Origin of the sequence: Veillonella parvula, from assembly GCF_032472435.1 — a bacterium.
In the GTDB taxonomy this organism is placed as follows: Bacteria; Bacillota; Negativicutes; order Veillonellales; family Veillonellaceae; genus Veillonella; species Veillonella parvula_N.
On sequence record NZ_JAWEGM010000001.1, the window covers coordinates 287594 to 313545 of the forward strand.

Here is a 25952-nt window from a genome sequence, read left to right on the forward strand (position 1 = left end):
ATGAATATTTTAACTACAGAAGATGCTCGATTTATAGATCGAGAGGTTCCTAAGCAATTAGGAATTTCTTTAGAAATCCTCATGGAAAATGCTGGACGTGGTATCGTAGATGCCTTATGGGGAGAGTACGATTTATTTTCCCTGAATAATGGCCGTTCCATAAATAGTTTTGTTTTATTTATATGTGGTACGGGTAATAATGGGGCAGATGGCCTTGTAGCGGCTCGCCATTTGATGGAGCAAGGCGTACCAGCACAAATTGTACTAGTAGGAGATATAAACAAGTGTAGTGATCTTTTTGCAGTGCAAATTGAGCGCTGCAAAGCTATGGGCTGTAGCATCGATATGTATGATGAATTCAATGATTGGTCCAACGTAGCCATCGCTGTGGAAGGCATCATGGGAACGGGCTTTACTGGAAGGTTAAGAGAGGTGACCATCGATATATTGAATGATATTGATACTATGCGTAGTCAGTATAATTTTGATTTGTGGGCTATTGATGTACCTGCAGGTTTGGATGCTACTACTGGTCATGTAGCAGAAGGCACACTGACCTATGATTATACTGTTACTTTTGGAGCTATCAAACAAGGTTTGTTATTATATCCCGGAAAGGCTGTAGGAGGAACCGCTGTGGTTGCTCCATTGGGTGCTCCTTGGCAGCAGGTACTGGGTGAACGTGTTAGAACTATAACCATTGATTCTGATTTAGCAGAAAAAATTATCAACTATCGTACTCCAATGGCGCATAAAGGTGTCAATGGAAACACTTTAATTATTGGTGGTTCAAATGATATGATAGGAGCCCCTATTTTGGCTGCTGAAGCGGCAGTTCATAGTGGTGCTGGTAAAGTAACATTAGCTGTACCCAAAATAATTAAACAGATTGTACAAAGCCGTGTCATACCTGAGGTGATGGTTACTTCCACAGAGACTAATAAAGAACTTTTTGATTGTCGTCAAGTTGTTGCTATGGGACCTGGTTTAGGTCGCACCCGTGAAATCTGTGATTTAGTGGATCATATCTTAGATGCTTACGAAGGAGCATTAGTACTAGATGCTGATGCTTTGTATGCAGTGGGACATGTTGGTTGTGTTAATAAAGATGCTTTGCGAGATGGTGATATTGAGTCTGCATATACAGTGGAAAGAGAACTTCCATATTGTGTTATGACACCGCATTTAGGTGAATTTAGTAGACTTATTGATTTACCTATTAAATGGATTGAGCGTCATTATATCACGTTGGCTAGAGAATTTGCTAAGGCTCATCAAGTTATTCTTGTACTAAAAGGAATTCCTTCAATTGTGGCATTCCCTGATGGAACGGTGTATGTAAATACTATCGGTAATGCGGGCATGGGTACTGGCGGTATGGGAGATGTGCTGACTGGTGTAATTGCTGGTTTTATAAGTCAGGGTTATTCACTACAAGATAGTGCTATTCTCGGTGTTTATGTACATAGTCGTAGTGCAGATATTCTGAATGAAACAAAGAGTTGGGGTTATACTCCGAGTGATGTCAGTGCTTCTTTAGGCTTCGTGGTTAGTGAATTATTGGGAGATTATGAATGACAAATAGAATACAACGCTTTATAGCTTTCTTGTTGGTATTATGTATTCCTATCTTCGCCATTGCAGGATGCACAAATAATGATGTAGCAAACGCAGCAAATCAAGTAACTACTAACGCTAATGGGACTTACTCAATCGATACTAAAACGACTACCCCTGAAGGTAAGCTAGATGTATATATGCTAGATATTGGTCAGGGGGATGCTATATTACTTAAGGTAGGCGATGAGTATAGCATGATCGATACTGGTGACATAGAACATCGTGAAAATATTGTAGCTCAACTTAAAACTATGGGTGTAACAAAGCTAAAAAATATTATTATCACACATCCTCATGCTGATCATATGGGTGGTTTTTATGCTATTGCAAAGGCTATGCCTATTGAACATGTATATGATGATGGTATTGCTGTTGATAATAATATGTACAAAACCTATGAAAAATGGATTGAGAAAAATAAAATTCAACGAACTACTTTGAGAAGTGGAGATGTAGTTGATTTTGGGCATGGTGCTGTATTCATAGTATATGCTCCTTGGGTTGAACCTTTGACTGATAAAAAAGGAGAGACAGATCTTAATAATAATTCTATTGTAGGTAAATTAATCTTCGGTAAATTTTCTATGCTCTTTACGGGTGATGCTGAATTACAAGAAGAGAAAAAACTTATAAAAGAGCAGAATTCTAGATTGTTTTCTCGTATTCTTAAGGTAGGTCATCACGGTTCTCGTACAAGTAGCTCTGAAGATTTTTTGAAATCTATTAAGCCTGAAAGTGCATTAATTTCAAATGGCATGTATAATAAGTATGGTCATCCTCACGATGTGACATTACGTCGCTTGCAGGAAAATAATATTGCTATTTACCGTACAGATACGATGGGACGTATTCATATTAGTACGGATGGGAATGAATGGCAAATTACAACTGAACGTTAGTTTTGATTGCTTATACAAAAAATAATTTTATGAAACTGTTTTTTGTGTATTCTGAATAAGGTCTTTATATAGTAATATGTGTAATCGGCATACTAATCTTCATGTTTGTATGAAATAATCTATTTATAATCTAACATTAGTTTATGGATAGATTGGAACGATGAGATTTTGATAGATAAAAATATCATCGACTCATCTCTATGGTTTGGACACTATGTATGTCAGTTAGATTGGAGTGAATGTATTGCGTAAACTATTTTTAATGTGCCTTGCAGTCTTGATGGCGATACCTTTATTATTGACTCAAGCAAAGGCAGCTAATTTGGAAGATGCTCGATGGGTGACTAGAACAGATGCACCTGTACCATATGTTCGTATTGTTATGGACTTATCGGCACCTATAAAGGCATCTGCATCAATTAGCAAAGATGGGAAAACTACGACTGTTACTTTAAAGAATACAAAGCTAAAGACGGCTAAAGAGAACATTTCTATGGACTCAGCTATTGCTAGCTCTGCTAAACTTTCACAAGATGGCAGAGACGTTAAAGTAACAATCAAGACACCTTCATCTATTGATACTAGTGATGTAAAGGTTTTTTCCTTGAAAAAAGATACGGTTAATAAGAAACCGTATCGTATCGTTGTTGATGTTCAGAAAAAAGGTGCTGTAGCTAAGCCTGCTTACTATGGTAAAAAGCCATCTCAATCTGCACATCCAGCAAAAAATGTACCTACAGGATCTGGTAAATACTCTACTAGTGGCGGTTTATCTGGCAAAACAATTACTATTGACCCAGGACATGGTGGTAGTGATTCTGGTGCTATTGGACCTCACGGTGTACAAGAGAAAAACATTACACTACCAATTTCTATGTATTTGAAAAAATCTTTAGAAAATCGTGGTGCTAAAGTACTTTTGACTCGTACTACCGATGTAGATGTATATGGTCCTAATGCAAGTGGTGTTGATGAATTGGGGGCTCGTGTTAACGTGGCTAACCGTAGTAATTCTGATGTTCTTGTGAGCGTTCATATCAACGCATTTAATAATCCTAGCGTTGGTGGTATTGCAACATATTACTATAGCAAAACTGGTAACGATGCTCGATTAGCACAAAAGGTACAATCTCAAATTGCTAACACACCTGGTTTCAATGGTGATCGTGGCATTCAAGAGGGTAACTTATACGTGTTGAGACATTCTAATATGCCTGCAATTCTTGTAGAGCTTGGTTTTATCTCTAACCCTAATGAGGAACGTGTGCTACAATCTCCTCAAACTCAAGAAGACTTTGCTAACCGCATTGCAAATGGTATTGCTAATTACTTTGGAGGTTAATCGATGAAATTACGTAAACAAGTTCTATCGATTCTCTGTGTAGGTATGCTGGCATTTGTAGTGGGTTGTACACATGAACAAGCTCCTACAACAGGTAAAAGTGAACCTACGCAAGAGACGAAAGTCAATAAGGATGCAGAAACAAGTAAAGTATCTCAAGAAAAGGTTAAGATGGCCTTCTTTGTTCCTACGGAGGATGGTTCTGGGGTAAAACAAACTACCGTTGAGATAGAGGCGAATAAAGTTACGCCTAAAGCAGCTCTTTTAGCGATGTTAAATGTTGATAGAGCACAAAAATATCCAGTCTTCTCTAAGGATATTGAAATTACATCTGTTACTGTAAAAGATGGTATTGCTTCTGTTGAAGTAAATGATGCATTCGTAAAGGGTAATGGCGGAGACTTAACTGTTAAGTTACAAATGGCTGCTATTGTAAATACATTGACATCCTTTGATAATATTAATGGTGTTCTATTCGTCAATAATGGTAAAAAGGTGCCAACTGTAGGTTCCTTTGATACTAAAGAACCTGTTAAGAGAATGACGAATCTAATTAAAAAATAATTCTTTTAAGGACATTTATAGCAGATAGTTGATATATCAACTATCTGCTATTTTTGTTGTCTTTTATATATGTTACAATACAATAAGTAATAATCGGAAATTAGGTGATCAGATGCAATTAAAAGATGTAGGGGAATTTAATTTCATTCGTCAAATTCAAGATAACACGATTTATAATCCTAATACTGTAGTGTACGGTATTGGTGATGATTGTGCTATTTATAAAGCAGATCAAAATACAGAGCAATTGATAAGCACTGACACAATGGTGGAAGGTGTTCATTTTAGCTTTCACTATATGATGCCCTATGATGTAGGGTATCGCCTTATGACGGCTAATTTAAGTGATGTTGCGGCTATGGGTGGCATTCCTAGACAAATTGTATTATCTGTAGCCGCACCAGACCATGTTAATACAGTCATTCTTGATGAAATTTATAGGGGAATTAAAGATCAATGTATGAGATATCAACTCAATATATTGGGTGGAGATACGGTACGTACGGAAGGCCCCATGGTTTGGACTGTAACAATTATCGGAGAGGTTCCTAAAGGCACTGCGGTTATGCGAAGTGGTGCGAAAGTAGGAGATGTTGTAGGTGTTACAAACTATGTAGGTTATGCAGCTACAGGTTTAGGAGCATTATCTTATAATTTAGTAGGCTATGATATGACCAAAGTGGGGCATCAACGTCCTGAACCACAGATTGAATTGGGGCAAAAATTGCGACGACTTGGTATTCATAGTATGAATGATATTAGCGATGGACTAGGTAGTGAATTGAATGAAATCGCTGTAGCTAGTAATGTTTCCATTGTATTTGAAGAACAAGCAATCCCTTTACACGAGGAGACTTACGCATTAGCTAAGCATTTACAAACTAATCCAGTAGATTATGCTTTGTATGGTGGAGAAGACTTTCAGTTAGTCTTTACAGCGCCAAAATCACTACTTTCGGAATTGGAAAAGCTAGCAGGCATTACGTTGATTGGGGAAGTTTTATCTGGCCCTCCTCGGGTTCAAATGGTAACACTTGATAAAACGATTAAGACCATAGAAGCGAAAGGATATAATCATTTTCATGAAGGATAAGGTACAGGTTCATTTAAAGACTCATACAGTAGAAGACACACAACAATTTGGCCAATTATTAGGCGAATGGGTTAAACATAATGGGCATCCTCTTTGTATAGCACTAGTTGGTGACTTGGGGACAGGAAAAACACATTTGTCGCAAGGCATTGCAAAGGGCTTTGGGGTTACTGAAGAAATTACAAGTCCTACCTTTGCCATAATGAATACCTATGATGTGAATCGAACTCATTTATATCATTTTGACGTATATCGCTTGGAAGATATTAGTGAACTGGAAAATATTGGATTTTATGAATATACAGAAGACTGCGTATCCATTGTAGAATGGGCAGATAAATTCCCTCATGAATTGCCTGATGAAACGCTATGGATTCATTTAACACGTATTGATGATACAAGCCGTTCCATTACATTAACTAGTGATTACCTTACAACGGGTGATTTAGTAGAAATAGGAGGCCCATATGTGGTTGGGAATTGAGACGAGCTCTCTCGTGTCGAGTGTGGCTTTAATAGATGAAAGTTGCCTAATTGGGGAATTGACCATTCAAGCTGGATTGACTCATTCTGAGCAGTTGGTACCTCATATTGATATGCTATTACGAGCTTCTCAAGTTGAAAAAAGTGAATTAAAAGGTATTATGGTTAGCATTGGACCTGGTTCTTTTACAGGCTTACGTATTGGTATGGGGACAGCTAAAGCTATGGCTTATGCCTTACAAATTCCTTTATATGGCGTAATGACCATGGACAGTTTAGCTCGTAATGTAGCTTATACGGACCGCACGATTTGTACCGTTATCGATGCTCAGAAAAAACATGTCTATGCAGGTATCTACAAATATGATGGTAATGAATTGGTCTGCAAAGAGGAGCCTTTTGTCATTGCTGCTAATGATTTATTAGATCGACTCCGAGCCTCTGAAGAATATGTAGTGTTCCTTGGGGATGGCGTTAAGCGAATAGAGAAGCTACTAGATGAAAGTGATACAAATTTAACGATTTTAGATATATCGCAACGTATTCCAAAAGCTAGTTCTCTATTACTAGCTGGCCGTAGATTGGTAGGCTCTGAAGAGAGTTCTGACCCTATGGATATGGTTCCTTATTATATTCGACGATCAGAAGCAGAAGTGTTATGGGAAGAACGCCATAAAAATAATCCTGAAATGTTGAAACAAAATCCTACAGTTGTAGTTACTGAGGCAGCAGGAGTCGAATAATGGAGATTCGTTTGGCTACAATAGATGATGCTCAAGCTATCTATACTATTGAACAACAGTCTTTTTCTGTTCCTTGGAGTTTAGAATCTGTTCTCGTTGAGTTAGAAGGGGCATCAAATAAATTATATATGGTAATTTGTGAGGAGAACAAAATTGTTGGATATGCAGGTGCTTGGCTTGTATACGATGAAGGTCAAATTACGAATATCGCCATTATTCCTTCCGCACGAGGTAAGGGATACGGATCAAAACTTACAAAACAATTAATAGATGAATGTCTTATGAGAGGTATGAAAGAAATTTTCTTAGAGGTGCGCATATCTAATCTTGCAGCATTGGCTATGTATAGAAATTTAGGATTTTCTGTAAAAGGAATTCGTAAAGATTATTATTCAGAGCCTATGGAAGATGCTTATATTATGTCTCTCGTTTCAGAGGAAATAGAATGAGTATATACACATTAGCCTTGGAAAGTAGCTGTGACGAAACCTCTGCTTCTGTCCTTAAGGACGGGCGCACTGTTTTGTCTAATGTTATTTCAAGCCAAGTGCCAATACATAGAAAATTTGGTGGCGTTGTACCTGAAATTGCATCACGTCATCATATAGAACAAGTGATACCCGTAATAGACCAAGCATTACGTGATGCAAATGTGACTTTACAAGATATCAATCATATTGGTGTTACGTATGGTCCCGGTCTTGTAGGGGCCTTATTAGTTGGTGTAGCTGCTGCAAAAGGGTTATCCTTTGCTACCGGGATACCCTTGGTGCCAGTGCACCATATGGAAGGTCATATTTTTGCTAACTTTTTAGCTAATCCAGAACTGGAGCCTCCATTTTTAAGTCTCGTTGTCTCTGGTGGTCATACCATGTTAGTACATGTAAAAGGATATGAAGAATTTGATGTTCTTGGTCAAACACGAGATGACGCAGCTGGCGAGGCTTTTGATAAGATTGCACGGGTCATGGGATTCCCTTATCCAGGGGGCCCTCATATCGATGCCCTTGCCGCTGAAGGGAATCCAGAGGCTATTGAATTTCCAAAGGCTTTAAGTGAACCAGGTAATTTTGAATTTAGCTTTAGTGGTTTAAAGTCTGCCGTTTTAAACTATTTAAATAGTAAGCAACAAAAGAATGAACCTATCAATCAATCTGATGTGGCTGCATCATTCCAGAAGGCCATCGTTGATGTGTTGGTAGAAAAGACGAAAGATGCCGCACATACTTTAGGTGAAAGTCGTATTACTATTGCTGGTGGTGTATCAGCCAATAAAGGATTACAAAAGGCTTTAGAAGCTATGTGTGTAGAAGAAGGTTTTACTTATTACAAACCACATAAAATTTTGTCTACTGACAATGCGGCCATGATTGGATGCCGAGCTTATTATATGGCGCAGGCCGGTAAATTTGGCGATTTAACATTGAATGCAAAGCCTAGTGTTGAAATTGGATACGTATCTTGGAAAGAGGATTAATCGTGGATATTGGTCAAGATATTTTAAATAGAACACCATTAGGACCATTACAAACCTCATTACTTGAGCATATTAGTAAACTCATATCCTTTGGCGAGTCTTTAACTCGTCAAAGGATACAGATTTTTACACCCCTACTAGAGACAGGACAAGGTGAGAGATCACAACAATGTGCAGATATGCTATGCATAGAACGCAGTGATCAAGGGATTACTACACGTCAATTAAAAGGCAGTCATACGTGGCATACTATGATGAAAGATGGTCAGCCACTTATCGGGTTAGATGACGAGCAGCGTCAACATGTCTTTCCTATCGTAGACAACGGAGGTCGTATTATTGGGGGGATATCTTTTACAGTATCACCATCTATTAAGGCAGAACAATATGAGCAAGAATACGTTTTGTCTGATACGATGCAACGTCTTATGCTGACAGCTACTGATGAACAAATATTGTCTTACGAACCCATGTCCTATTTTGATGGTTTAATTATTTTCGACGACACTTATAAAATACTGTATGCTAACGATGCAGCTATGAAGTTAGTAGATATATTAGGCTTTGACCGTCGCTTGGTTGGTTCATCAATTTTTAGCAGTACCTTAAAGATGTCCGCTATACAGCAGGTATTATCAGATAGAAATATACTTACAAATGAAGAAATCTATCAAGATATGGTAATTCGTCAGCATATGATTCCTATTGCTATGGGGCGCAATGAAACGAGGTGCTTTTTAGTTCTTCATGATTGTACTCGTGAAAGTAAACAGCAACAAGAATTATTAGTTAAAAATTCCATTATCAAAGAGGTTCATCACCGTGTAAAAAATAACTTACAAACAGTAGCAGGTTTATTGCGCATGGAGGCGAGACGCTCTAGCTTGCCAGAGGTAAAACAAGCACTCCAAGAGGGAATTAATCGCATCGAGAGTATGGCTCTAGTTCACGATATAGTATCTCATTACGATGAGGATTATATCGGTATACGATCGATTTACGATGAATTATGTCGATTGTTGCGTATGAGTATGGTGCGACAAGACCAAGAGGTTACTTTTACTTACAGTGGCGAAGACATATTAATCTCCTCTCATATGGCAAGTTATGTATCTCTTATTATTAATGAGTTGATTACGAATAGCTTAGAACATGGGTTAGACGGTAGAAATGGTCAAATTCATTTGACTGTAACGGATATAAACGGGAGTATCGAACTAATCTTTTGGGATAATGGTAAAGGATTGCCTAGCAATTTTTCTTTCACATCTAATAAACGTTTAGGTCTAACTATTATTAATAATTTAGTTGCCCACGAGTTGAAAGGTAGTTTATCCATAGAAAATACTGGTACAGGTGTATTGGTGACGATACATATGAAGAAGGAGGCATAAATGCGCGTTTTAATCGTGGATGATGAATCTCTAATACGTATGGACTTACGGGATATTATTGAGTCTTGTGGTCATGAAGTCGTTGCAGAAGGTACAAATGGTGTTGAAGCTTTAGAACTTTGTAAAAAACATAAGCCAGATATTATATTGATGGATGTTAAAATGCCAGAATTAGATGGTATTGAGGCGGCACGTCAAATTGGCTTTCACCATGAAGCACCTGTAGTATTATTAACAAGTTATAGCCAGCAAGATTTAATCGATAAGGCTCGAGATTCTGGTGTATATGGCTATTTAATTAAACCAGTACGGGAGGAGCAGTTAGTTCCTTCCTTAGAGATGGCTTTAGGCCGCTATAAAAGTGATGCTCAGTTGCGCGAAAAGATGGCTGAGCTAGAACAGTCATTAGAAGATCGTAAAATCATTCAAAAGGGAACTGGTATATTAATGGAACTATATTCTATATCTGAAGCGGAAGCGTATAATCGCATTCGCACCTTAAGTATGAATAAACAAATATCTATTATAGAAACATGTAATCTCATTATTAAACAGTCTAATAAGTCAAATAACATCTAAAAAGTCAAAAAATCAAAATTAGTACTTGCAATTATTTTAACTTCGGTTATAATAATACTTGTGATTAGCACTCAATGAGTTAGAGTGCTAATAAATTATGGAGATTAACTATTAAAAAGGAGTGACATTATATGTTAAAACCATTAGCTGACCGCGTTCTTATCCGTCTAGAAGCAAAAGAAGAAAAAACTAAAAGTGGTATCTTCCTTCCTGATACAGCTAAAGAAAAGCCTCAAGAAGGTGTAGTTGTAGCTGTAGGTGCTGGTAAAGTATATGACAATGGTCAACGTGTAGCTCCAGAAGTTAAAGTTGGCGACACTGTTATGTTTGCAAAATATGCTGGTAGCGAATTAGAAATCGATGGCGCTACTCATTTGATTATTAGCGAACGCGATATTTTAGCAGTATTATAATCGCTGATTTATAGTCTATATGACTATAAAAACTGATGATACATTCTATATTGCCTAAAGGCACATATATTTCGTTACATTGGATAGTGTTACTATTTAGGAGGTAATACATATGGCAAAAGAAATCTTGTTTAATGAAGAAGCTCGTCGCGCTTTAGGCCGTGGCGTCGATCAATTAGCAAATGCTGTAAAAGTTACATTAGGTCCAAAAGGTCGTAATGTTGTGTTGGATAAAAAATTTGGTTCCCCAACAATTACAAATGATGGTGTAACCATTGCTCGCGATATTGAACTTCCAGATCCATTTGAAAACATGGGTGCTCAATTAGTAAAAGAAGTTGCTACTAAAACTAACGACGTAGCAGGTGATGGTACTACTACCGCAACAGTATTGGCGCAAGCTATGATTCAAGAAGGTATGCGCAATGTAGCAGCCGGTGCAAACCCAATGATTTTGAAAAAAGGCATTGAAACAGCAGTAAAAACTTTGGTTGAAGAAATTAAAAAACGCTCTATCAAAGTTTCTGGTAAAGCTGAAATTGCTCAAGTTGCAAGCGTATCCGCTGCTGACGAAGAAATCGGTGGTTTAATTGCTGAAGCTATGGAAAAGGTTGGTAATGACGGTGTTATTACTGTTGAAGAATCCAAAGGTTTGCAAACTGCATTAAATGTAGTAGAAGGTATGCAATTTGATCGTGGTTATATTTCCCCTTATATGGTAACTGACCCTGATCGTATGGAAGCTGTTATGGATAACCCATATATCTTGATCACTGATCGTAAAATCAGTGCCATCGCAGATATGTTGCCAACACTTGAAAAAGTAGTAAAAGTAGGCAAAGAACTTCTTATTATCGCTGAAGATGTAGAAGGGGAAGCATTGGCTACATTAGTAGTAAACCGTTTACGTGGTACATTTAAAGCTGTAGCCGTTAAAGCTCCTGGCTTCGGTGATCGTCGCAAAGCTATGCTTGAAGATATCGCTATCTTAACAGGCGGTACTGTTATTACTGAAGATATGGGTCGTAAGCTTGATTCTGTAGAGCTTGAAGATCTTGGTACAGCTCGTCAAGTTCGCATCACTAAAGATGAAACTACAATCATCGATGGCGCAGGTGATAAAGATGTAATTGCTAAACGCGTTAACCAAATCCGTGCACAAGTTGAAGAAACATCTTCTGATTTCGACCGTGAAAAATTACAAGAACGTCTAGCTAAATTGTCCGGTGGTGTTGCAGTTATCGAAGTAGGTGCTGCTACAGAAGTTGAAATGAAAGATAAGAAACTTCGCATTGAAGATGCATTGAATGCAACTCGTGCAGCTGTTGAAGAAGGTATTGTAGCTGGTGGTGGTACTACATTCATCGATATCATCCCTGCATTGAATACATTGGAAGCTACTGGTGACGTTCAAACTGGTATTAACCTTGTAAAACGCGCTGTAGAAGAACCACTTCGTCAAATCGCATACAACGCAGGTCTCGAAGGTTCTGTAGTAGTAGAAAAAGTTAAAAATACTGAAGCTGGTGTAGGTTTCAATGCCTTGACTGAAGAATACATCGATATGGTTAAAGCTGGTATTGTTGATCCTGCAAAAGTTACTCGTTCTGCCCTTCAAAATGCCGCATCTATTGCATCTCTTGTATTAACTACTGAAACAATCGTAGCTGATAAGGTAGATGAAAATGCAGCAGTTCCTGCAATGCCTCCAATGGGTGGTATGGGCGGTATGATGTAATCAGCTGCTTAGAATTAATTTTATAAGAAACATAATAATCCTAATGAATTGTGAATTACATTTTTCATATTCATTAGGATTATTTTTTATTGATAAATTAATCTATTGTAAGGGTGTAATATTTTAAATTTCAAATTTCAAAAAAACTATGATTGTATTTAAGCTGACTATATTATGTTGATTACATCGATAAAATTGATTTTGTATACAATGTATGTTATAATTCTATAGAATTTAATAGTGAGTCTTATTGACATAGTTATTCTCTAATAGTATAATTAATGTATCGAATTTATTCGATTTGTTATATTTGAATTGAAAGAAGGATCACTATGTTGAACTTTATTTTTAAAAGTAAACCTAATTATGTAAACTTTGGCTTATTGATTTATCGCCTTGCATTGGGCATTTCCATGTTTTATCATGGTTATTTAAAATGGCTTAGCGGAGCTGAAGGGCTCTACAAAGTAGGGACTATGTTGGCACCTTTAGGTGTATCCGGTGGTTATGAGATGCTAGGCACTATGGCAGCACTTGCAGAAATGATTGGTGGTATTCTTATTGCAGTAGGATTATTTACACGTATTGGTGCTATTCTAGTTGTAGGTACTTTAGCAACTGCGACTATTGTGAGTTTGAATGGTAGTTTCTTTAGCTGGGACTACCCATCTCAATTAGGCTTTGGTGCACTTATGTTATTCTTTGCTGGTGCTGGTCGCTTTAGTTTAGATAAAGCTTTATTTAAATAATTAGGGAATTAGAATAAAAGACTCATCGGCTGATGAGTCTTTTATTTATGTAGAAAGGTTATCATGAACAAAAAAACAGTTCCATTCACGTCAGAACAATTAGAAAATATTATTGCTCAGTATCCAACTCCATTCCATATTTATGATGAAGAAGGAATTATTGAGAATATGAAATCTTTCATCAATGCATTCTCTTGGAATAAGGGATTCAAGCAATATTTTGCAGTTAAAGCAACTCCAAATCCATATATCATGCGTTTATTACAAAAACTTGGAGTTGGTGCAGATTGCTCTTCCTTAGCGGAATTAATTTTATGTGAAAAGGTGGGTATTACTGGACATGATATTATGTTCACATCTAATGACACACCATATGTGGAGTATAAAAAAGCACTTGAAATGGGTGCAATCATCAATCTTGATGATATTACGCATATAGAATATTTAGAAAAAAATCACGGCTCTTTGCCAGATACATTCTGCGTGCGTTATAATCCGGGTTCTTTAAAAGAAGGGGGCAATACAATTATTGGCCTTCCTGAAGAAGCTAAATATGGTATGACACGCGAACAAATATTTGAAGCGTACAAACAATTACAAGCTAAAGGTGTAAAACACTTTGGTATTCATACAATGGTTGTTTCTAACGAACTTGATATTGACGGTTTAGTTGGTACAGCAGAGCTTTGCTTTAATCTTGCTGTAGATATTAAAAAAGAACTTGGTATCACTGTTGAATTTATTGATTTAGGTGGAGGTGTAGGTGTAGCTTATAAACCAGAACAAACACCAGTAGACTTCCGCGTATTAAGCAAGGGTGTAGAAGAAGCGTATAATCGGATTTTAGTAGCTAATGGACTTAATGATGTAGCATTGGCTTATGAATGTGGGCGTATGGTAACAGGTCCATTTGGTTACCTTGTTTCTACTGCTATTCATAAAAAAGATATTTATCGTCATTACATCGGTTTAGATGCTTGTATGGCAAATCTTATGCGCCCGGCGTTGTATGGCTCTTATCATCACATTACCGTAATGGGGAAAGAAAATGCTCCCAAGGATCATGTATATGATGTAACAGGCTCCTTATGTGAAAATAATGATAAATTTGCTATTCAACGAGAGCTGCCAAAAATTGATATTGGAGATCGTGTCATCATTCACGATGCTGGTGCACATGGACATTCTATGGGTTTCAATTATAATGGTAAATTACGTTCTGCAGAGTTATTGCTACATAAAGATGGCTCTGTTACACAAATTCGTCGTGCTGAAACATATGATGATTTATTTGGAACTCTTGATTTTTCAAACCTATAATTTAATATTGAGAATCGAATAGGATGAGAATTAATATTAATAGAAACCTATCAATATATGTAATACTTGATATTCTTTTAATTCCTGTATATTTTAGTAGGAATATCTTGCTATCATTTAGATAAGAATGTATAATGAGTGTAGATTGTTATGCACATACTTGCTAAGTTGGCGAGAATTACGGCGGTATTCACGTTAGTGCGTACCGCCTTTTTATATGTGTCAGTATATACGTTTTATATATAACGAGTGTATGTTTCTTATGGTTACATACAAATAAAAGGAGTGAACATTTTGGCTGAATTACTTCAGATAAAAGATTTAAAGGTATCTGTTGAAGAGAAACAAATCTTGAAAGGTATTGATTTAACAATTAATAAAGGTGAAATTCATGTTGTGATGGGGACAAATGGTGCTGGTAAATCTACACTTGCTAATGCAATCATGGGTAACTCTACATATACAGTAGATAGTGGTTCTATCATTTTTGATGGTAAGGATATTACGGAAGATGCAGTAAATGATCGTGCAAAAGCGGGTATTTTTATGTCCTTCCAAAATCCAATTTCTATTCCTGGTATTACTGTAGAAAACTTCATTCGTACAGCTAAATCCACAATTACTGGTGAAAATGTACGTGCATTATCTTTCAAAAAAGAATTGAAAGAAAAAATGGATGAATTGTCCTTTGATTTATCTTATGCGCAACGTTATGTAAATGAAGGCTTCTCTGGTGGTGAACGCAAGAAGAATGAAATTCTTCAAATGTCTATTTTGAATCCTAAATTGGCTATTCTTGATGAAACTGATTCTGGCCTTGACGTAGATGCGGTTCGTATCGTATCTGAAGGTGTACAACGTTTCCATAACGAAGAAAATGCTGTATTAATTATTACTCATCATAACCAAATCTTGCAAAAACTAAAACCAGACTATGTTCATGTGTTGATCAATGGCAAGATTGTTAAAACTGGTGATGCTTCTCTTGTACGTGAAATCGAAGAAAAAGGTTATGACGCATACAAAGCATTAGCATAGGAGGCATAATGGAAGAAAGAAAGAAAACCCAAGTCGCGGATATGGACCGTGGCGTCTATGATATAAAGAACGAATTTGAATATTCTTATATCTCTGATGCCGGTTTAACAGAAGATATTATCCGTGAGATTTGGTCTAATAAAAATGAACCAGAATGGATGCTCGATTTCCGTTTAAAGTCTTTGGAAATCTATAATCGCATGGGCATTCCGAATTGGATTCCTGATATCTCGGGCTTAGATATGGCAAATATTCATACATATGTTAAGCCTAAAGTAGATATGAAAGAAAACTGGGATGAAGTTCCAGAAGAAATTAAAAGTACTTTTGACCGCTTAGGTATTCCAGAAGCAGAAAAAACATCTCTAGCTGGTGTTGGTGCTCAATATGATTCTGAAGTTGTTTACCACAGTATTCAAGAAGATCTTGTTAAGCAAGGTGTTATCTATACTGATATCGAAACAGCATTACATGAACATGAAGAAATCGTAAAAAAATACTGGATGACATTAATTCCACCTACAGACCATAAATGGGCTGCTCTTCACGGTGCCGTTTGGTCTGGTGGTTCCTTCGTATACGTTCCTGCAGGTGTACAAGTAGAGATTCCATTGCAATCTTACTTCCGTTTGAATGCACCAGGTGCTGGTCAGTTCGAACATACGATGATTATCGTAGAAGAAGGGGCTAAATTGCACTTTATCGAAGGTTGTTCTGCTCCTAAGTATGATGTGTCTAACCTTCATGCAGGCGCTGTTGAACTGTTCGTTAAAGATAATGCTACATTGCGTTATTCTACAATTGAAAACTGGTCTAAAAACATGTACAACCTTAACACAAAACGTTGTGTTGTAGGTAAAAATGGTACAATCGAGTGGGTATCTGGTTCCTTTGGTTCCAAAGTTTCTTGTTTGTACCCAATGAGTATTCTCAACGGTGAAGGTGCACATGCTGAATTTACAGGTGTAACATTCGCTGGTGAAGGACAATTCCTCGATACAGGTTGTAAAGTGGTACATAATGCACCATATACAACAAGTAATGTAAACTCTAAATCCATTTCTAAATCCGGTGGCGCTGCAATTTATCGTGGCCTTTTGAAGATTGGCCCTAAAGCTGAACATTCTAAAGCAACCGTTTCTTGTGAATCCTTGATGCTTGATGCTGAGTCTCAATCTGATACAATCCCAGCTATTATCGTAGAAAATGACAATGTGGATTTAGGTCATGAAGCTAAAATCGGTCGTATTTCTGACGAGGCAATTTTCTATCTTATGACTCGTGGTATTAGTGAAGAAGAAGCTCGTGCGATGCTCGTTCGTGGCTTCGTAGAGCCAATCTCTAAAGAATTGCCACTTGAATATGCAGTAGAAATGAACAATCTAATCAATCTTGAATTAGAAGGTTCTATCGGTTAAGGAGGAATTATGAGCGAATTACTATTTAATGAACTCCCTAGACCGACATTCAGATGGTTGCGCGTTAATCATACTGTAAGCTCTCTAGCTGGAGAAGATACAGCGGTACAATCCATCGCTGTGGAAGCTAATAAAGATATACTTTCACCATTACCTGTTGGTACAGCATTACTAGATGGTAATTATGAAGGTGCTAATAAAGAAGCTGTTCATGTATTAGTTGAAAAAGCGGAAGGCTATGCTATCAATGTGCCTCCTAAGGCGAAAGAAGTTGTAGGCATCCGCATTGATGCTAATGCTCGTGTGGCAAACCGTTTCCAATTTATCGTTGGTGAAGGTGCTGAGCTAGAAGTACAATTCTATGTAACTGGTTCTGGCGATGCATTGACAAATGTTAGCTATTTAAACGAATACGATGTGAAAGAAGCTGGTAAGGTTGTAGTAAAAAAGGTAAATCTTTTGCCTGAACATGTACAACATATCGAGCATCGATACACTAAATTAGAAGAAAAAGCAGATGTAGAATACATCAATATTGAAATTGGTGGCAGTGAAAACATCTTGAATTACTATCATGATTTAGTAGGTCAAGAATCCCGTATGGTTCATGACATTGCTTATCTTGGTAATAAAGAACAAAAATTTGATATTTCTATGGTTATGAGTCATGGTGGTAAAAAATCATTTAGTGATATTCATACCTTAGGTGCTCTTAGTGGCAATTCTAAAAAATCCTTCAGAGGGACCCTTGATTTCCTTAATGGAGCAACAGCTTCTGAAGGTGCGGAAGAAGATACTTGCTTATTGTTAGATCCAACTGTAAAATCTGTTTCGTTACCACTTTTATTGTGTAAAGAAGATAATGTAGTTGGTAATCATGCAGCAAGTGCAGGCCAAATTGATCATAATAAATTGTTCTATATCATGAGCCGTGGCTTTAGTGAGGTAGAGGCAAAACATATCATTGTTGAATCTATGATTCGACCTATTATTGATCGCATTGGTGATGAAACGATTGAAGAAGCAGCGTTAGCAGCTGTACGTAATAAAATTTAAAGAGGCGTTTTTATGAGACCAATTGCAGAAGCATACAAAGACTTTCCTATATTACATAAAGAGCATAATGGGCATCGTGTTATCTATTTAGATAGCGGTGCTACTGCTCAAATTCCACAGTCCGTAATTGACCGTGTTGTGGAACATATGACACAACGTAATGGTAACCCACATCGTGGTTCTCATATTTTAGCCATTGAAGCATCTGAAGACTATGAAAATGCACGGGATCGCGTAGTTGAATTTATCAATGCTCGCGAACGAGAAGAGGTTATATTTACACGTAATAGTACGGAGTCAATGAACTTGATTGCCCACAGCTATGGCCTTCATAATGTGAAAAAAGGTGACAAGATTGTCATTACTGTTGCTGAACATCATGCGAATCTTGTAACATGGCAATATGTGGCAGAACAGACGGGGGCAACCTTAGAATACATGTATCTTGATGAACATGGGCACTTAAAAGATGGTGAAATCAATAAAATTGATGAAAAGACTAAAATTGTTGCTTTCGCTCATGTTAGTAACGTGCTTGGTATGGAATTCCCAGTAAAAGAATTAACTGAGAAGGCTCACTCTGTAGGTGCTATTGTTGTTCTAGACGGTGCTCAATCTACACCTCATAAAAAAATTGACGTACAAGCATTGGATTGCGATTTCTTCGTATTCTCTGGCCATAAAATGTGTGCATCTCAAGGGATTGGTGTACTATACGGTAAACGTGATTTATTAGAAACTATGCCTCCATTCCTATTGGGTGGCGATATGATTGAGTATGTAAAAGAGCAAACTGCTACATTCAATGAGCTTCCATATAAGTTTGAGGCAGGTACTCCAAATGCTGATGGTGCCGTTTCCTTGCACGCAGCTATTGATTATTTGGAATCCTTTGGAATGGATGCTATAGAAGCCTATGAAGAGGAGTTAGTAGCTTATATTCTTCCTAAGATTGTTGAATTGCCACATGTCCATGTTATTGGTTCTCAAAATCCTAAGGAAAAACATGGCGTTATTGCGTTCACTGTAGATGATGTACATCCTCATGACGTAGCTACAATTTTGGATTCTAAGGGAATCTGCGTTCGTTCCGGTCACCATTGTGCACAACCATTAGGTGCGTTCTACAATGTATCTGCATCTACTCGTTTAAGTATGTACTTATACACTCGCAAGGAAGATTTAGACGCATTCCTTGAAGTATTAAAGACTGTTCGTTCAGTAATGGGTTTTAAAGATTAGGAGATTTACCACTAATGGAAATGGATCAATTATATACGGAACTTATTTTGGAACATAACCAAGATAAACGTAATAAGCATGAATTATCTGAATTTACAAATTCTGAACATGGACATAACCCTAGTTGTGGTGATGATCTAACATTACAACTCAATGTAGTAGATGGTATCATTAAAGATGCTGCATATACAGGTTCTGGCTGTGCTATTAGCCAAGCATCTGCATCTATGATGATTGATATCATTAAGGGCAAATCTGTTGAGGAAGCGCTTCGTTTAGTAGAAATTTTCTTGGGTATGATTAAAAAAGAGATTACCGATGAAAATGAGTTAGAAGAATTAGAAGATGCTATGGCTCTACAAAATATTTCTAATATGCCAGCACGTGTAAAATGTGCAGTTCTTGCATGGCATACATTGAAAGAGGCTTTAAAGAAATAATATGAAGAAAACGATATTATTTGATTTAGATGGAACCTTAACTGACTCTCAAGAAGGTATTCTTAAAAGCATTAAATTTGCATTGGAACATTTCGGTTATACTGTACCTGATGAAGAAACATTACAATTGTTCTTAGGACCACCATTGGTAGATGCTTTCCAAGAACATTGTGGTTTGACCTTTGAGCAAGCGGAAGAAACATACTTTAAATTCCGTGAACGTTATGGTACCATCGGTAAATTTGAAAATAAAGTATATCCGAATATTGTAGACTTATTGGCTAAATGCAAAACTGAACAATATACTATAGCTGTAGCTACTGCAAAACCAGAACATTATGCTAAAGATATTCTTGATCACTTTGAATTGACACCATACTTTGATGTTATTGTTGGTGCTAATTACGAAGCGGGATTGTTACACAAAAAAGAAATTCTTAAAAAAGCTCTCACGCTATGTGGTAACCCATTAACTGATGAAAATGGTCGTCGATTGGCCTTTATGGTAGGCGATCGTAAGTATGATGTAGAGGCAGCTAATGAACTTGGCTGTATCTCCATCGGTGTTACCTATGGTTACGGTACGGAAGCTGAGTTAAAAGAAGCGGATGCTGAATATATCTGTGATGATGTTGATGAAATTGCTGATGTTCTCAATCTTGAAGAAATGATGGTTCGTAGATAAGCTATATAAGTAGAATTACATATCAACCCAAATAAAAAGCTAGAGGAAATCCTCTAGCTTTTTTGCATCTTCATTTTATGTTATTTTTTTAGGCCACTCTTTTTAGCTAATGTTTTGATAACCTTAGCACTTTGTTTTTTCAACTTGCCCCCTGTTTGTTTGAGTTGGATACGTGTACGAGAAACACGACCAAGTGTAGTAATTTTAGTTTTGCGACGTGGCTTCATATCACGTTCGTTACCAAAGTCGCCACGTTGCACACTTGTTGCCTTTACTTTTTCAGCTCTAAAAGATTTACGTAAGGCTTTCATAATTAATGTAAGTGGTAATGTTTGCTCGAAGGAATACAAATCAACTGCTACATAACCAAGTGCAGGATATGTGTGCAATGTAAAGTGAAAACCTGGTGCGACAGAAAGGAGGGCAATTTCCTCGTCCATAACCTGACAACTGATTTCATCTACATCAAGTTCAGCTAAGTCAAATGCGGTTGCTACACTTTCCTGTACAGCTGTAGCGGATGAAATTGCGTCTTCATCGCAGGAATATAAATCAATTAACAGTTCTTGTCCTAATGCTTCTGCCATAACAACACCTTCCTTCAGAAAATAATATCTCATTTATTATACATAGATTTAAGGATTAAGTCCAATTATATGAGAATACATTAAAAGTCAAACGTTATTTTTATGAAATTTGACTTTTATATTGACTAAGGTCAAAAAGTCAAATATAATAGAGTTATGCTAAAGAACAAATAGTCAAAACTATAGTAAATAAACTTTAAAGGGGTGTTTTTTATGAGTATGATAGCTGATAAAATAGAAAAATTTATATTAGACCGTATGCGTGAAGAACAAGAAAAGCTAATTTTAAAGCGTAATGAATTGGCTGATGAATTAGATTGTGCGCCATCCCAAATTAGTTACGTATTAAGTACGCGTTTTTCTAATGAGCGCGGTTTTGATGTTGAGTCAAGACGTGGCTTGGGTGGATATATTCGAATCAAAAAAATTAACCCAGAAAGTTCAGATTCTTTACCTGCTGTTACAACTTATCGGATTTATGAAGGTCCAAATACGGTAGAACGATTAATTGATATGCGAGATGTAGATCAATCATTATTTCAATTATTACAATCTGAAAAAATTACCCGTCGTGAAGCTCAATTGATGCATAATTCTTTTGCTACATTAATTGAAAATGTAGACGTAGAAGAACGTAATGATGCTGTTCGTCAATTATATGCATCAATGGTAGACACTTTACGAAAGGAGTGATGATTTGTGTTATGTGATCATTGCCATAAAAATGAAGCTACTATCCATATGACTAATATCATAAATAATCAAAAGACTGAACAACATCTTTGCAGTGCTTGTGCCACCGAGTTACAACAAGCTGGGAAATTATCTCCTTATAGTTCTTTTATGAATGATATGTGGGATAATAACTTTTTTACTAATGATTTTTTTAAGAATATGGTGTATCCAGATAACTTATTAAAAGCTCATCAATCTAAGAGATGCCCTCAGTGTGGTATTACTTATGATGAATTCAATCGGGTAGGTAAGTTTGGCTGTGGTCAATGTTATGAGACTTTTAATAGTGAAATAAATCCATTATTAGAACGAATACAAGGTAGTTCTGAGTATGAAGGGACTATACCTAGTCGTGGTACTAATGTATTTAAAGCAAAGTATGAAGTAAAGCAATTGCGCCGTCAATTAGATACAGCTATTCAAGCTGAAAACTTTGAAGAAGCCGCAATTTTGAGAGATAAAATTAAAAATCTAGAAGTTATCATTGATGGTGATAACGAATAGGAGGTTCTTATGTTAGATACTATATTGGACTCTCCGCTAAGTCAGTGGCTGTGTCAGGATACAGAGGCGACAGACCACATTGTAATTTCAAGCCGTATACGATTGGCGAGAAATTTTGATGATATATTGTTTACGAATCGTGAAGATACAGTTTCCTTAGAAAAAGTGAATACAATCTCTCGAGGCCTATTGCCAATATTAAAAAAGGCTGATGAGCACCAATATACAAATATTAGCCTTGAGCAATTAAGTCAACGTGAACGTGCTGTCTTAGTTGAAAAGCATTTAATGAGTCCTGCTTTAGAGGAACAATTACCGTATCGTAATTTGATCGTATCTGATGATGCTTCTATCGCAATTATGGTAAATGAAGAAGATCATTTACGTATTCAATCGATGGCTCCAGGACTTAAATTGCAACAAGCTTATAATCATGCGGTTCAAATTGATAAAGCTATCGAAGCAAAATACCCTTATGCCTTTGATGAGCGATTTGGTTATTTAACTGCTTGCCCCACTAATGTGGGTACAGGTTTACGAGCCTCTGTTATGTTACATTTACCCGCATTGACTTTATCTGGTCGTATTACGAGACTCATTCGTAACATAATACAATTAGGTTACTCTGTACGAGGGTTGTATGGGGAAGGTTCCGAAGCTTTAGGTTGTATTTACCAGATTTCTAATCAACGAACGATGGGTATTAGTGAAGAAGCAACTATTGAGCAATTAATTAAAATTGTAGAAGGAATTATTGCAGAAGAACGAAAGTCTCGGCAATCTTTATTACACAACGATAAAGAAGGTTTGGAAGATATACTTTGGCGATCCTATGGAATTTTACAATATGCACGACGTGTAAGCGGTAAAGAGGCACTTAGTAAGCTTAGTGACATTCAATTAGGTGTAGATTTAGAAATATTACCATTCTGGGGTAAAGATACTTTTAATGAGCTTGTTGCTATAACTAGACCAAACTTCCTCTCTAAATACTTAGGTAGTGAAAATTTGACAGATACCGATCGCGACAGCTATCGTGCAAAGGTGATACGTCAAAAACTTTCAAATTAATATAAGTACATAAATAATTAATGCATGATTATTTATTTTGTCTAGATTGATTTATATAATTTTCTTAGTTTACTGTTAAGAGATTTGTAAAAAATAGTAAATATTAATACTAGATAGCATAATAGATTAATAGAGTCTAATAATATTTTTAATATTCCAATAGTTATTTCACCATTGTTTATATATATTTGAAAAGAAATAATTACAATTTACATAGATAGCTGAGGTGATATTATGATGCAACGGTTTACAGACGATGCACAGCGTGTTCTTTCGTTAGCTCAAGAGGCTGCTTTGGAGTTAGGACATGACTATGTCGGTACTGAACACGTACTCATCGGCCTTACAAAGGTTAAAAATGGTGTAGCAGCTAAAGCTTTAGAAGAGCTTGGCCTTGTTACAGAAGATATTTTTGAAGCTGTAGAAGAACATGTAGGACGTGGTAATAAAAAGGCAACGTCAATATATATGACACCTCGCGTTAAACATGTACTTGAGCTTGCCATTCAAGTAGCAAATCAAATGAATCACAATTACGTTGGTACTGAGCATATTCTATTGGGCCTACTTAGCGATGGTAGCGGTGTTGCAGTTGCTATTTTACGAGCTATGAATATACGTAGTAATGACGTAGTAGAAGCAATTCGTAGTATTCTTGGCTCGAATAAAGGTAGCAACAATGGTGGTCAAGAGGGAATAAATAGCAATAATGATTTAGGTGAGCTGTCAGATTTTGCAACTGATCTTAATGAGTCTGCTAAACAAGGTAAGATTGATCCTGTTATTGGCCGCGATACGGAGATTCAACGAGTCATTCAAATTCTCAGCCGTAGAACTAAAAATAATCCTGTTCTTATTGGTGAACCAGGTGTAGGTAAAACAGCTATTGCCGAAGGCTTGGCACAGCGTATTGTGACTGGTAATGTACCGGAGATTTTACGTAATAAACGCATTATTTCTCTTAGTATTGGTTCTATGTTAGCGGGTGCCAAGTACCGTGGTGAATTTGAAGAACGGTTGAAAAAAGCCATTGATGAAGTACAACAACATGATGATATGATTATCTTTATAGATGAAATTCATACATTGGTTGGGGCAGGTGCTACTGAAGGGGCTATGGATGCAGCTAATATCTTAAAACCTGCTTTAGCACGAGGTGAATTCCAAGTTATCGGTGCCACAACACTTGATGAATATAAGAAACATATAGAAAAAGATGCTGCTTTAGAGCGTCGTTTTCAACCCGTTCAAGTAGGAGAGCCTAACGAAGAGGATGCTCTTGAAATTTTAAAGGGATTAAGAGATCGGTATGAAGCTTTCCATAAGGCTAAGATTACAGATGAGGCATTAACAGCAGCTGTATCTTTATCTAGCCGATATATTACAGATCGATTCTTGCCTGATAAGGCTATCGATGTAGTCGATGAAGCTGCATCTAAGGTTCGTATGAAAGTATTTTCTGCAGCACCTGATGTTAAAGCATTAGAGGATCGCCTCAATACAGTTAAGAAAGAAAAAGAAGCTGCTGTTACGTCTCAAGATTTCGAAAAGGCTGCAGAGCTTCGCGATGAAGAACAATCACTATTAAAAGAAATTGGTGATAAAAAATCTATCGCTAAAGAAAAAAGCGATCAAAAATTAATAGTAACAGAAGAAGACATAGCTGCTGTAGTAGCGCAATGGACAGGCATTCCAGTGGCTAAAATTGCAGAAGAAGAGTCTGCAACCTTACTACATTTGGAAGAAGAACTTCATAAACGCGTAGTAGGTCAAGATGAGGCTGTTACTGCTGTAGCTAAAGCTGTACGCCGTGCAAGGGCTGGATTAAAAGACCCAAAACGTCCTATTGGTTCATTCTTGTTCCTTGGGCCAACTGGTGTAGGGAAAACTGAGCTAGCAAGAGCGCTTGCATCCTCCTTGTTTGGCGATGAATCTGCTATGATTCGACTTGATATGTCTGAATATATGGAAAAACATACTGTGTCTCGCTTAGTCGGTGCCCCTCCAGGTTATGTAGGCTATGAAGAAGGTGGCCAATTAACAGATGCGGTACGTCGTAAACCATATAGCGTTATTCTCCTCGATGAAGTAGAGAAAGCACATGCAGATTTCTTTAATATCTTGTTACAAGTTCTTGATGATGGTCGTCTTACTGATAGCCAAGGTAGAACTGTTGATTTCAGAAATACAGTTATTATCATGACAAGTAACTTAGGTGCTAAAGCTTTACATAAGAACTCGCCAGAACTTGGTTTCTTAGCAGCTAAAAAGTCTGATTCTAATGTAGATGAAAATAAAGGAATTGATTTTAAAGAGGCTAAGAAATCGGTAATGGATGCGGTGAAACGTCATTTTAGACCTGAGTTTTTAAACCGTATCGATGAAATGATTGTATTCCATCCATTAACAGAAGAGGACTTAAAAGAAATTGTAACTATCTTGATGAGTGATGTTACAAAACGCCTTGAAGAGCGTGATTTACAATTAGAAATCTCTCCTGAGGCTATGCAATTACTTATTAAGGAGGGCTCTGATTTCACAATGGGGGCTCGACCATTAAAACGTGCTATTCAACGTTTAATTGAGGACCCAGTGTCCGATCTTATTTTGAAAGGAGATGCAAAAGAAGGCAAAATTATTAATGCAGATGCAAAGGATAACGATCTTGTTGTATCAATATGATAAAAATACAAATTATACAGTTGATGACTACCTTTCATATAAAAAATATAAGTTAAATGGTATACTATAGAATGATGATA

General features: G+C 36.9%; 26 protein-coding genes. 25 read left to right on the top strand and 1 reads right to left on the bottom strand.

Features of this window, described 5'->3' with window-relative positions; genetic code table 11:
- The 21 genes from E7A03_RS01330 (at position 1) to E7A03_RS01430 (ending at position 20293) form a co-directional block, all read left to right on the top strand.
- Entirely contained in the window at positions 1 to 1578 is a 1578-nt protein-coding gene (locus E7A03_RS01330; protein WP_105086746.1) for an NAD(P)H-hydrate dehydratase, read from the top strand.
- A complete protein-coding gene (locus E7A03_RS01335; protein ID WP_118091285.1) occupies positions 1575 to 2519 on the top strand; it encodes a ComEC/Rec2 family competence protein in 945 nt (314 codons plus the stop codon). Before E7A03_RS01330 ends, E7A03_RS01335 begins: the two co-directional genes overlap by 4 nt.
- A gap of 244 nt (positions 2520 to 2763) precedes the next feature.
- The gene (locus E7A03_RS01340; RefSeq protein ID WP_105086744.1) at positions 2764 to 3861 is read left to right on the top strand and encodes an N-acetylmuramoyl-L-alanine amidase family protein; all 1098 of its coding nucleotides are present in this window, start codon (positions 2764 to 2766) and stop codon (positions 3859 to 3861) included.
- A gap of 3 nt (positions 3862 to 3864) precedes the next feature.
- Positions 3865 to 4425, top strand: a complete 561-nt coding sequence (locus E7A03_RS01345) for a GerMN domain-containing protein (protein WP_105086743.1) — start codon at positions 3865 to 3867, stop codon at positions 4423 to 4425.
- Between the two features lie 112 nt (positions 4426 to 4537).
- A complete protein-coding gene (thiL, locus tag E7A03_RS01350) occupies positions 4538 to 5518 on the top strand; it encodes a thiamine-phosphate kinase (protein ID WP_278471637.1) in 981 nt (326 codons plus the stop codon).
- Positions 5508 to 6002 carry a tRNA (adenosine(37)-N6)-threonylcarbamoyltransferase complex ATPase subunit type 1 TsaE gene (gene tsaE, locus E7A03_RS01355; RefSeq protein WP_195395084.1) on the top strand — a complete coding sequence of 165 codons (495 nt, stop codon included), beginning with the start codon at positions 5508 to 5510 and terminating at the stop codon, positions 6000 to 6002. Before thiL ends, tsaE begins: the two co-directional genes overlap by 11 nt.
- On the top strand, positions 5986 to 6744 hold the full coding sequence (gene tsaB, locus E7A03_RS01360; protein WP_105086741.1) for a tRNA (adenosine(37)-N6)-threonylcarbamoyltransferase complex dimerization subunit type 1 TsaB: 759 nt from the start codon (positions 5986 to 5988) through the stop codon (positions 6742 to 6744). The genes tsaE and tsaB overlap by 17 nt, the downstream gene beginning before the upstream one ends.
- Entirely contained in the window at positions 6744 to 7193 is a 450-nt protein-coding gene (rimI, locus tag E7A03_RS01365; protein WP_278471635.1) for a ribosomal protein S18-alanine N-acetyltransferase, read from the top strand. The genes tsaB and rimI overlap by 1 nt, the downstream gene beginning before the upstream one ends.
- The gene (gene tsaD / locus E7A03_RS01370) at positions 7190 to 8221 is read left to right on the top strand and encodes a tRNA (adenosine(37)-N6)-threonylcarbamoyltransferase complex transferase subunit TsaD (protein WP_012864455.1); all 1032 of its coding nucleotides are present in this window, start codon (positions 7190 to 7192) and stop codon (positions 8219 to 8221) included. The genes rimI and tsaD overlap by 4 nt, the downstream gene beginning before the upstream one ends.
- A 2-nt stretch (positions 8222 to 8223) precedes the next feature.
- Positions 8224 to 9615: a sensor histidine kinase gene (locus tag E7A03_RS01375; RefSeq protein ID WP_316073602.1), complete on the top strand. Its 1392-nt coding sequence runs from the start codon at positions 8224 to 8226 to the stop codon at positions 9613 to 9615.
- Positions 9616 to 10194 carry an ANTAR domain-containing response regulator gene (locus tag E7A03_RS01380; protein WP_012864453.1) on the top strand — a complete coding sequence of 193 codons (579 nt, stop codon included), beginning with the start codon at positions 9616 to 9618 and terminating at the stop codon, positions 10192 to 10194.
- 131 nt (positions 10195 to 10325) lie between these two features.
- Positions 10326 to 10607 carry a co-chaperone GroES gene (gene groES, locus E7A03_RS01385; protein WP_004696047.1) on the top strand — a complete coding sequence of 94 codons (282 nt, stop codon included), beginning with the start codon at positions 10326 to 10328 and terminating at the stop codon, positions 10605 to 10607.
- Positions 10608 to 10719: 112 nt separating this feature from the next.
- A complete protein-coding gene (groL, locus tag E7A03_RS01390) occupies positions 10720 to 12345 on the top strand; it encodes a chaperonin GroEL (protein WP_004696042.1) in 1626 nt (541 codons plus the stop codon).
- A 332-nt stretch (positions 12346 to 12677) separates the two neighbouring features.
- Positions 12678 to 13094, top strand: a complete 417-nt coding sequence (locus E7A03_RS01395; protein ID WP_004696040.1) for a DoxX family protein — start codon at positions 12678 to 12680, stop codon at positions 13092 to 13094.
- A 63-nt stretch (positions 13095 to 13157) separates the two neighbouring features.
- Positions 13158 to 14414, top strand: a complete 1257-nt coding sequence (locus tag E7A03_RS01400) for a diaminopimelate decarboxylase family protein (RefSeq protein ID WP_287509004.1) — start codon at positions 13158 to 13160, stop codon at positions 14412 to 14414.
- A 294-nt stretch (positions 14415 to 14708) separates the two neighbouring features.
- A complete protein-coding gene (gene sufC / locus E7A03_RS01405) occupies positions 14709 to 15452 on the top strand; it encodes a Fe-S cluster assembly ATPase SufC (protein WP_004696035.1) in 744 nt (247 codons plus the stop codon).
- Positions 15453 to 15460: 8 nt separating this feature from the next.
- Positions 15461 to 16870, top strand: coding sequence for a Fe-S cluster assembly protein SufB (gene sufB, locus E7A03_RS01410; RefSeq protein ID WP_004696034.1), 1410 nt, complete (start codon positions 15461 to 15463; stop codon positions 16868 to 16870).
- 9 nt (positions 16871 to 16879) lie between these two features.
- Positions 16880 to 17926, top strand: coding sequence for a SufB/SufD family protein (locus E7A03_RS01415; RefSeq protein ID WP_004696032.1), 1047 nt, complete (start codon positions 16880 to 16882; stop codon positions 17924 to 17926).
- 12 nt (positions 17927 to 17938) lie between these two features.
- The gene (locus E7A03_RS01420; protein WP_004696029.1) at positions 17939 to 19168 is read left to right on the top strand and encodes a SufS family cysteine desulfurase; all 1230 of its coding nucleotides are present in this window, start codon (positions 17939 to 17941) and stop codon (positions 19166 to 19168) included.
- A 14-nt stretch (positions 19169 to 19182) separates the two neighbouring features.
- Positions 19183 to 19608, top strand: coding sequence for a Fe-S cluster assembly sulfur transfer protein SufU (sufU, locus tag E7A03_RS01425; RefSeq protein ID WP_004696027.1), 426 nt, complete (start codon positions 19183 to 19185; stop codon positions 19606 to 19608).
- A gap of 1 nt (position 19609) precedes the next feature.
- Positions 19610 to 20293, top strand: coding sequence for an HAD hydrolase-like protein (locus E7A03_RS01430; protein ID WP_004696024.1), 684 nt, complete (start codon positions 19610 to 19612; stop codon positions 20291 to 20293).
- A gap of 80 nt (positions 20294 to 20373) precedes the next feature.
- Here E7A03_RS01430 and E7A03_RS01435 read toward each other — a convergent pair whose 3' ends face one another.
- On the bottom strand, positions 20374 to 20880 hold the full coding sequence (locus E7A03_RS01435; protein ID WP_004696023.1) for an S-adenosylmethionine decarboxylase family protein: 507 nt from the start codon (positions 20878 to 20880) through the stop codon (positions 20374 to 20376).
- 213 nt (positions 20881 to 21093) lie between these two features.
- Here E7A03_RS01435 and E7A03_RS01440 point away from each other — a divergent pair, with 213 nt between their 5' ends.
- The 4 genes from E7A03_RS01440 (at position 21094) to E7A03_RS01455 (ending at position 25872) form a co-directional block, all read left to right on the top strand.
- A complete protein-coding gene (locus E7A03_RS01440; protein ID WP_004696020.1) occupies positions 21094 to 21573 on the top strand; it encodes a CtsR family transcriptional regulator in 480 nt (159 codons plus the stop codon).
- 48 nt (positions 21574 to 21621) lie between these two features.
- Entirely contained in the window at positions 21622 to 22119 is a 498-nt protein-coding gene (locus E7A03_RS01445; RefSeq protein ID WP_259343144.1) for a UvrB/UvrC motif-containing protein, read from the top strand.
- Positions 22120 to 22128: 9 nt separating this feature from the next.
- On the top strand, positions 22129 to 23190 hold the full coding sequence (locus tag E7A03_RS01450) for a protein arginine kinase (protein ID WP_123137906.1): 1062 nt from the start codon (positions 22129 to 22131) through the stop codon (positions 23188 to 23190).
- Positions 23191 to 23424: 234 nt separating this feature from the next.
- Positions 23425 to 25872 (top strand): ATP-dependent Clp protease ATP-binding subunit, encoded by a 2448-nt coding sequence (locus tag E7A03_RS01455; protein ID WP_278621777.1) that lies wholly within the window; start codon positions 23425 to 23427, stop codon positions 25870 to 25872.
- Positions 25873 to 25952 lie beyond the last annotated feature (80 nt).

Bases quoted from the DNA above. Each gene is read 5' to 3' on its own strand.
- E7A03_RS01330 (WP_105086746.1), top strand. From the start codon at position 1: ATGAATATTTTAACTACAGAAGATGCTCGATTTATAGATCGAGAGGTT.
- E7A03_RS01335 (WP_118091285.1), top strand. From the start codon at position 1,575: ATGACAAATAGAATACAACGCTTTATAGCTTTCTTGTTGGTATTATGT.
- E7A03_RS01345 (WP_105086743.1), top strand. From the start codon at position 3,865: ATGAAATTACGTAAACAAGTTCTATCGATTCTCTGTGTAGGTATGCTG.
- thiL (WP_278471637.1), top strand. From the start codon at position 4,538: ATGCAATTAAAAGATGTAGGGGAATTTAATTTCATTCGTCAAATTCAA.
- tsaE (WP_195395084.1), top strand. From the start codon at position 5,508: ATGAAGGATAAGGTACAGGTTCATTTAAAGACTCATACAGTAGAAGAC.
- tsaB (WP_105086741.1), top strand. From the start codon at position 5,986: ATGTGGTTGGGAATTGAGACGAGCTCTCTCGTGTCGAGTGTGGCTTTA.
- rimI (WP_278471635.1), top strand. From the start codon at position 6,744: ATGGAGATTCGTTTGGCTACAATAGATGATGCTCAAGCTATCTATACT.
- tsaD (WP_012864455.1), top strand. From the start codon at position 7,190: ATGAGTATATACACATTAGCCTTGGAAAGTAGCTGTGACGAAACCTCT.
- E7A03_RS01380 (WP_012864453.1), top strand. From the start codon at position 9,616: ATGCGCGTTTTAATCGTGGATGATGAATCTCTAATACGTATGGACTTA.
- groES (WP_004696047.1), top strand. From the start codon at position 10,326: ATGTTAAAACCATTAGCTGACCGCGTTCTTATCCGTCTAGAAGCAAAA.
- groL (WP_004696042.1), top strand. From the start codon at position 10,720: ATGGCAAAAGAAATCTTGTTTAATGAAGAAGCTCGTCGCGCTTTAGGC.
- E7A03_RS01395 (WP_004696040.1), top strand. From the start codon at position 12,678: ATGTTGAACTTTATTTTTAAAAGTAAACCTAATTATGTAAACTTTGGC.
- E7A03_RS01400 (WP_287509004.1), top strand. From the start codon at position 13,158: ATGAACAAAAAAACAGTTCCATTCACGTCAGAACAATTAGAAAATATT.
- sufB (WP_004696034.1), top strand. From the start codon at position 15,461: ATGGAAGAAAGAAAGAAAACCCAAGTCGCGGATATGGACCGTGGCGTC.
- E7A03_RS01415 (WP_004696032.1), top strand. From the start codon at position 16,880: ATGAGCGAATTACTATTTAATGAACTCCCTAGACCGACATTCAGATGG.
- E7A03_RS01420 (WP_004696029.1), top strand. From the start codon at position 17,939: ATGAGACCAATTGCAGAAGCATACAAAGACTTTCCTATATTACATAAA.
- sufU (WP_004696027.1), top strand. From the start codon at position 19,183: ATGGAAATGGATCAATTATATACGGAACTTATTTTGGAACATAACCAA.
- E7A03_RS01430 (WP_004696024.1), top strand. From the start codon at position 19,610: ATGAAGAAAACGATATTATTTGATTTAGATGGAACCTTAACTGACTCT.
- E7A03_RS01435 (WP_004696023.1), bottom strand. From the start codon at position 20,880: ATGGCAGAAGCATTAGGACAAGAACTGTTAATTGATTTATATTCCTGC.
- E7A03_RS01440 (WP_004696020.1), top strand. From the start codon at position 21,094: ATGAGTATGATAGCTGATAAAATAGAAAAATTTATATTAGACCGTATG.
- E7A03_RS01445 (WP_259343144.1), top strand. From the start codon at position 21,622: ATGACTAATATCATAAATAATCAAAAGACTGAACAACATCTTTGCAGT.
- E7A03_RS01450 (WP_123137906.1), top strand. From the start codon at position 22,129: ATGTTAGATACTATATTGGACTCTCCGCTAAGTCAGTGGCTGTGTCAG.
- E7A03_RS01455 (WP_278621777.1), top strand. From the start codon at position 23,425: ATGATGCAACGGTTTACAGACGATGCACAGCGTGTTCTTTCGTTAGCT.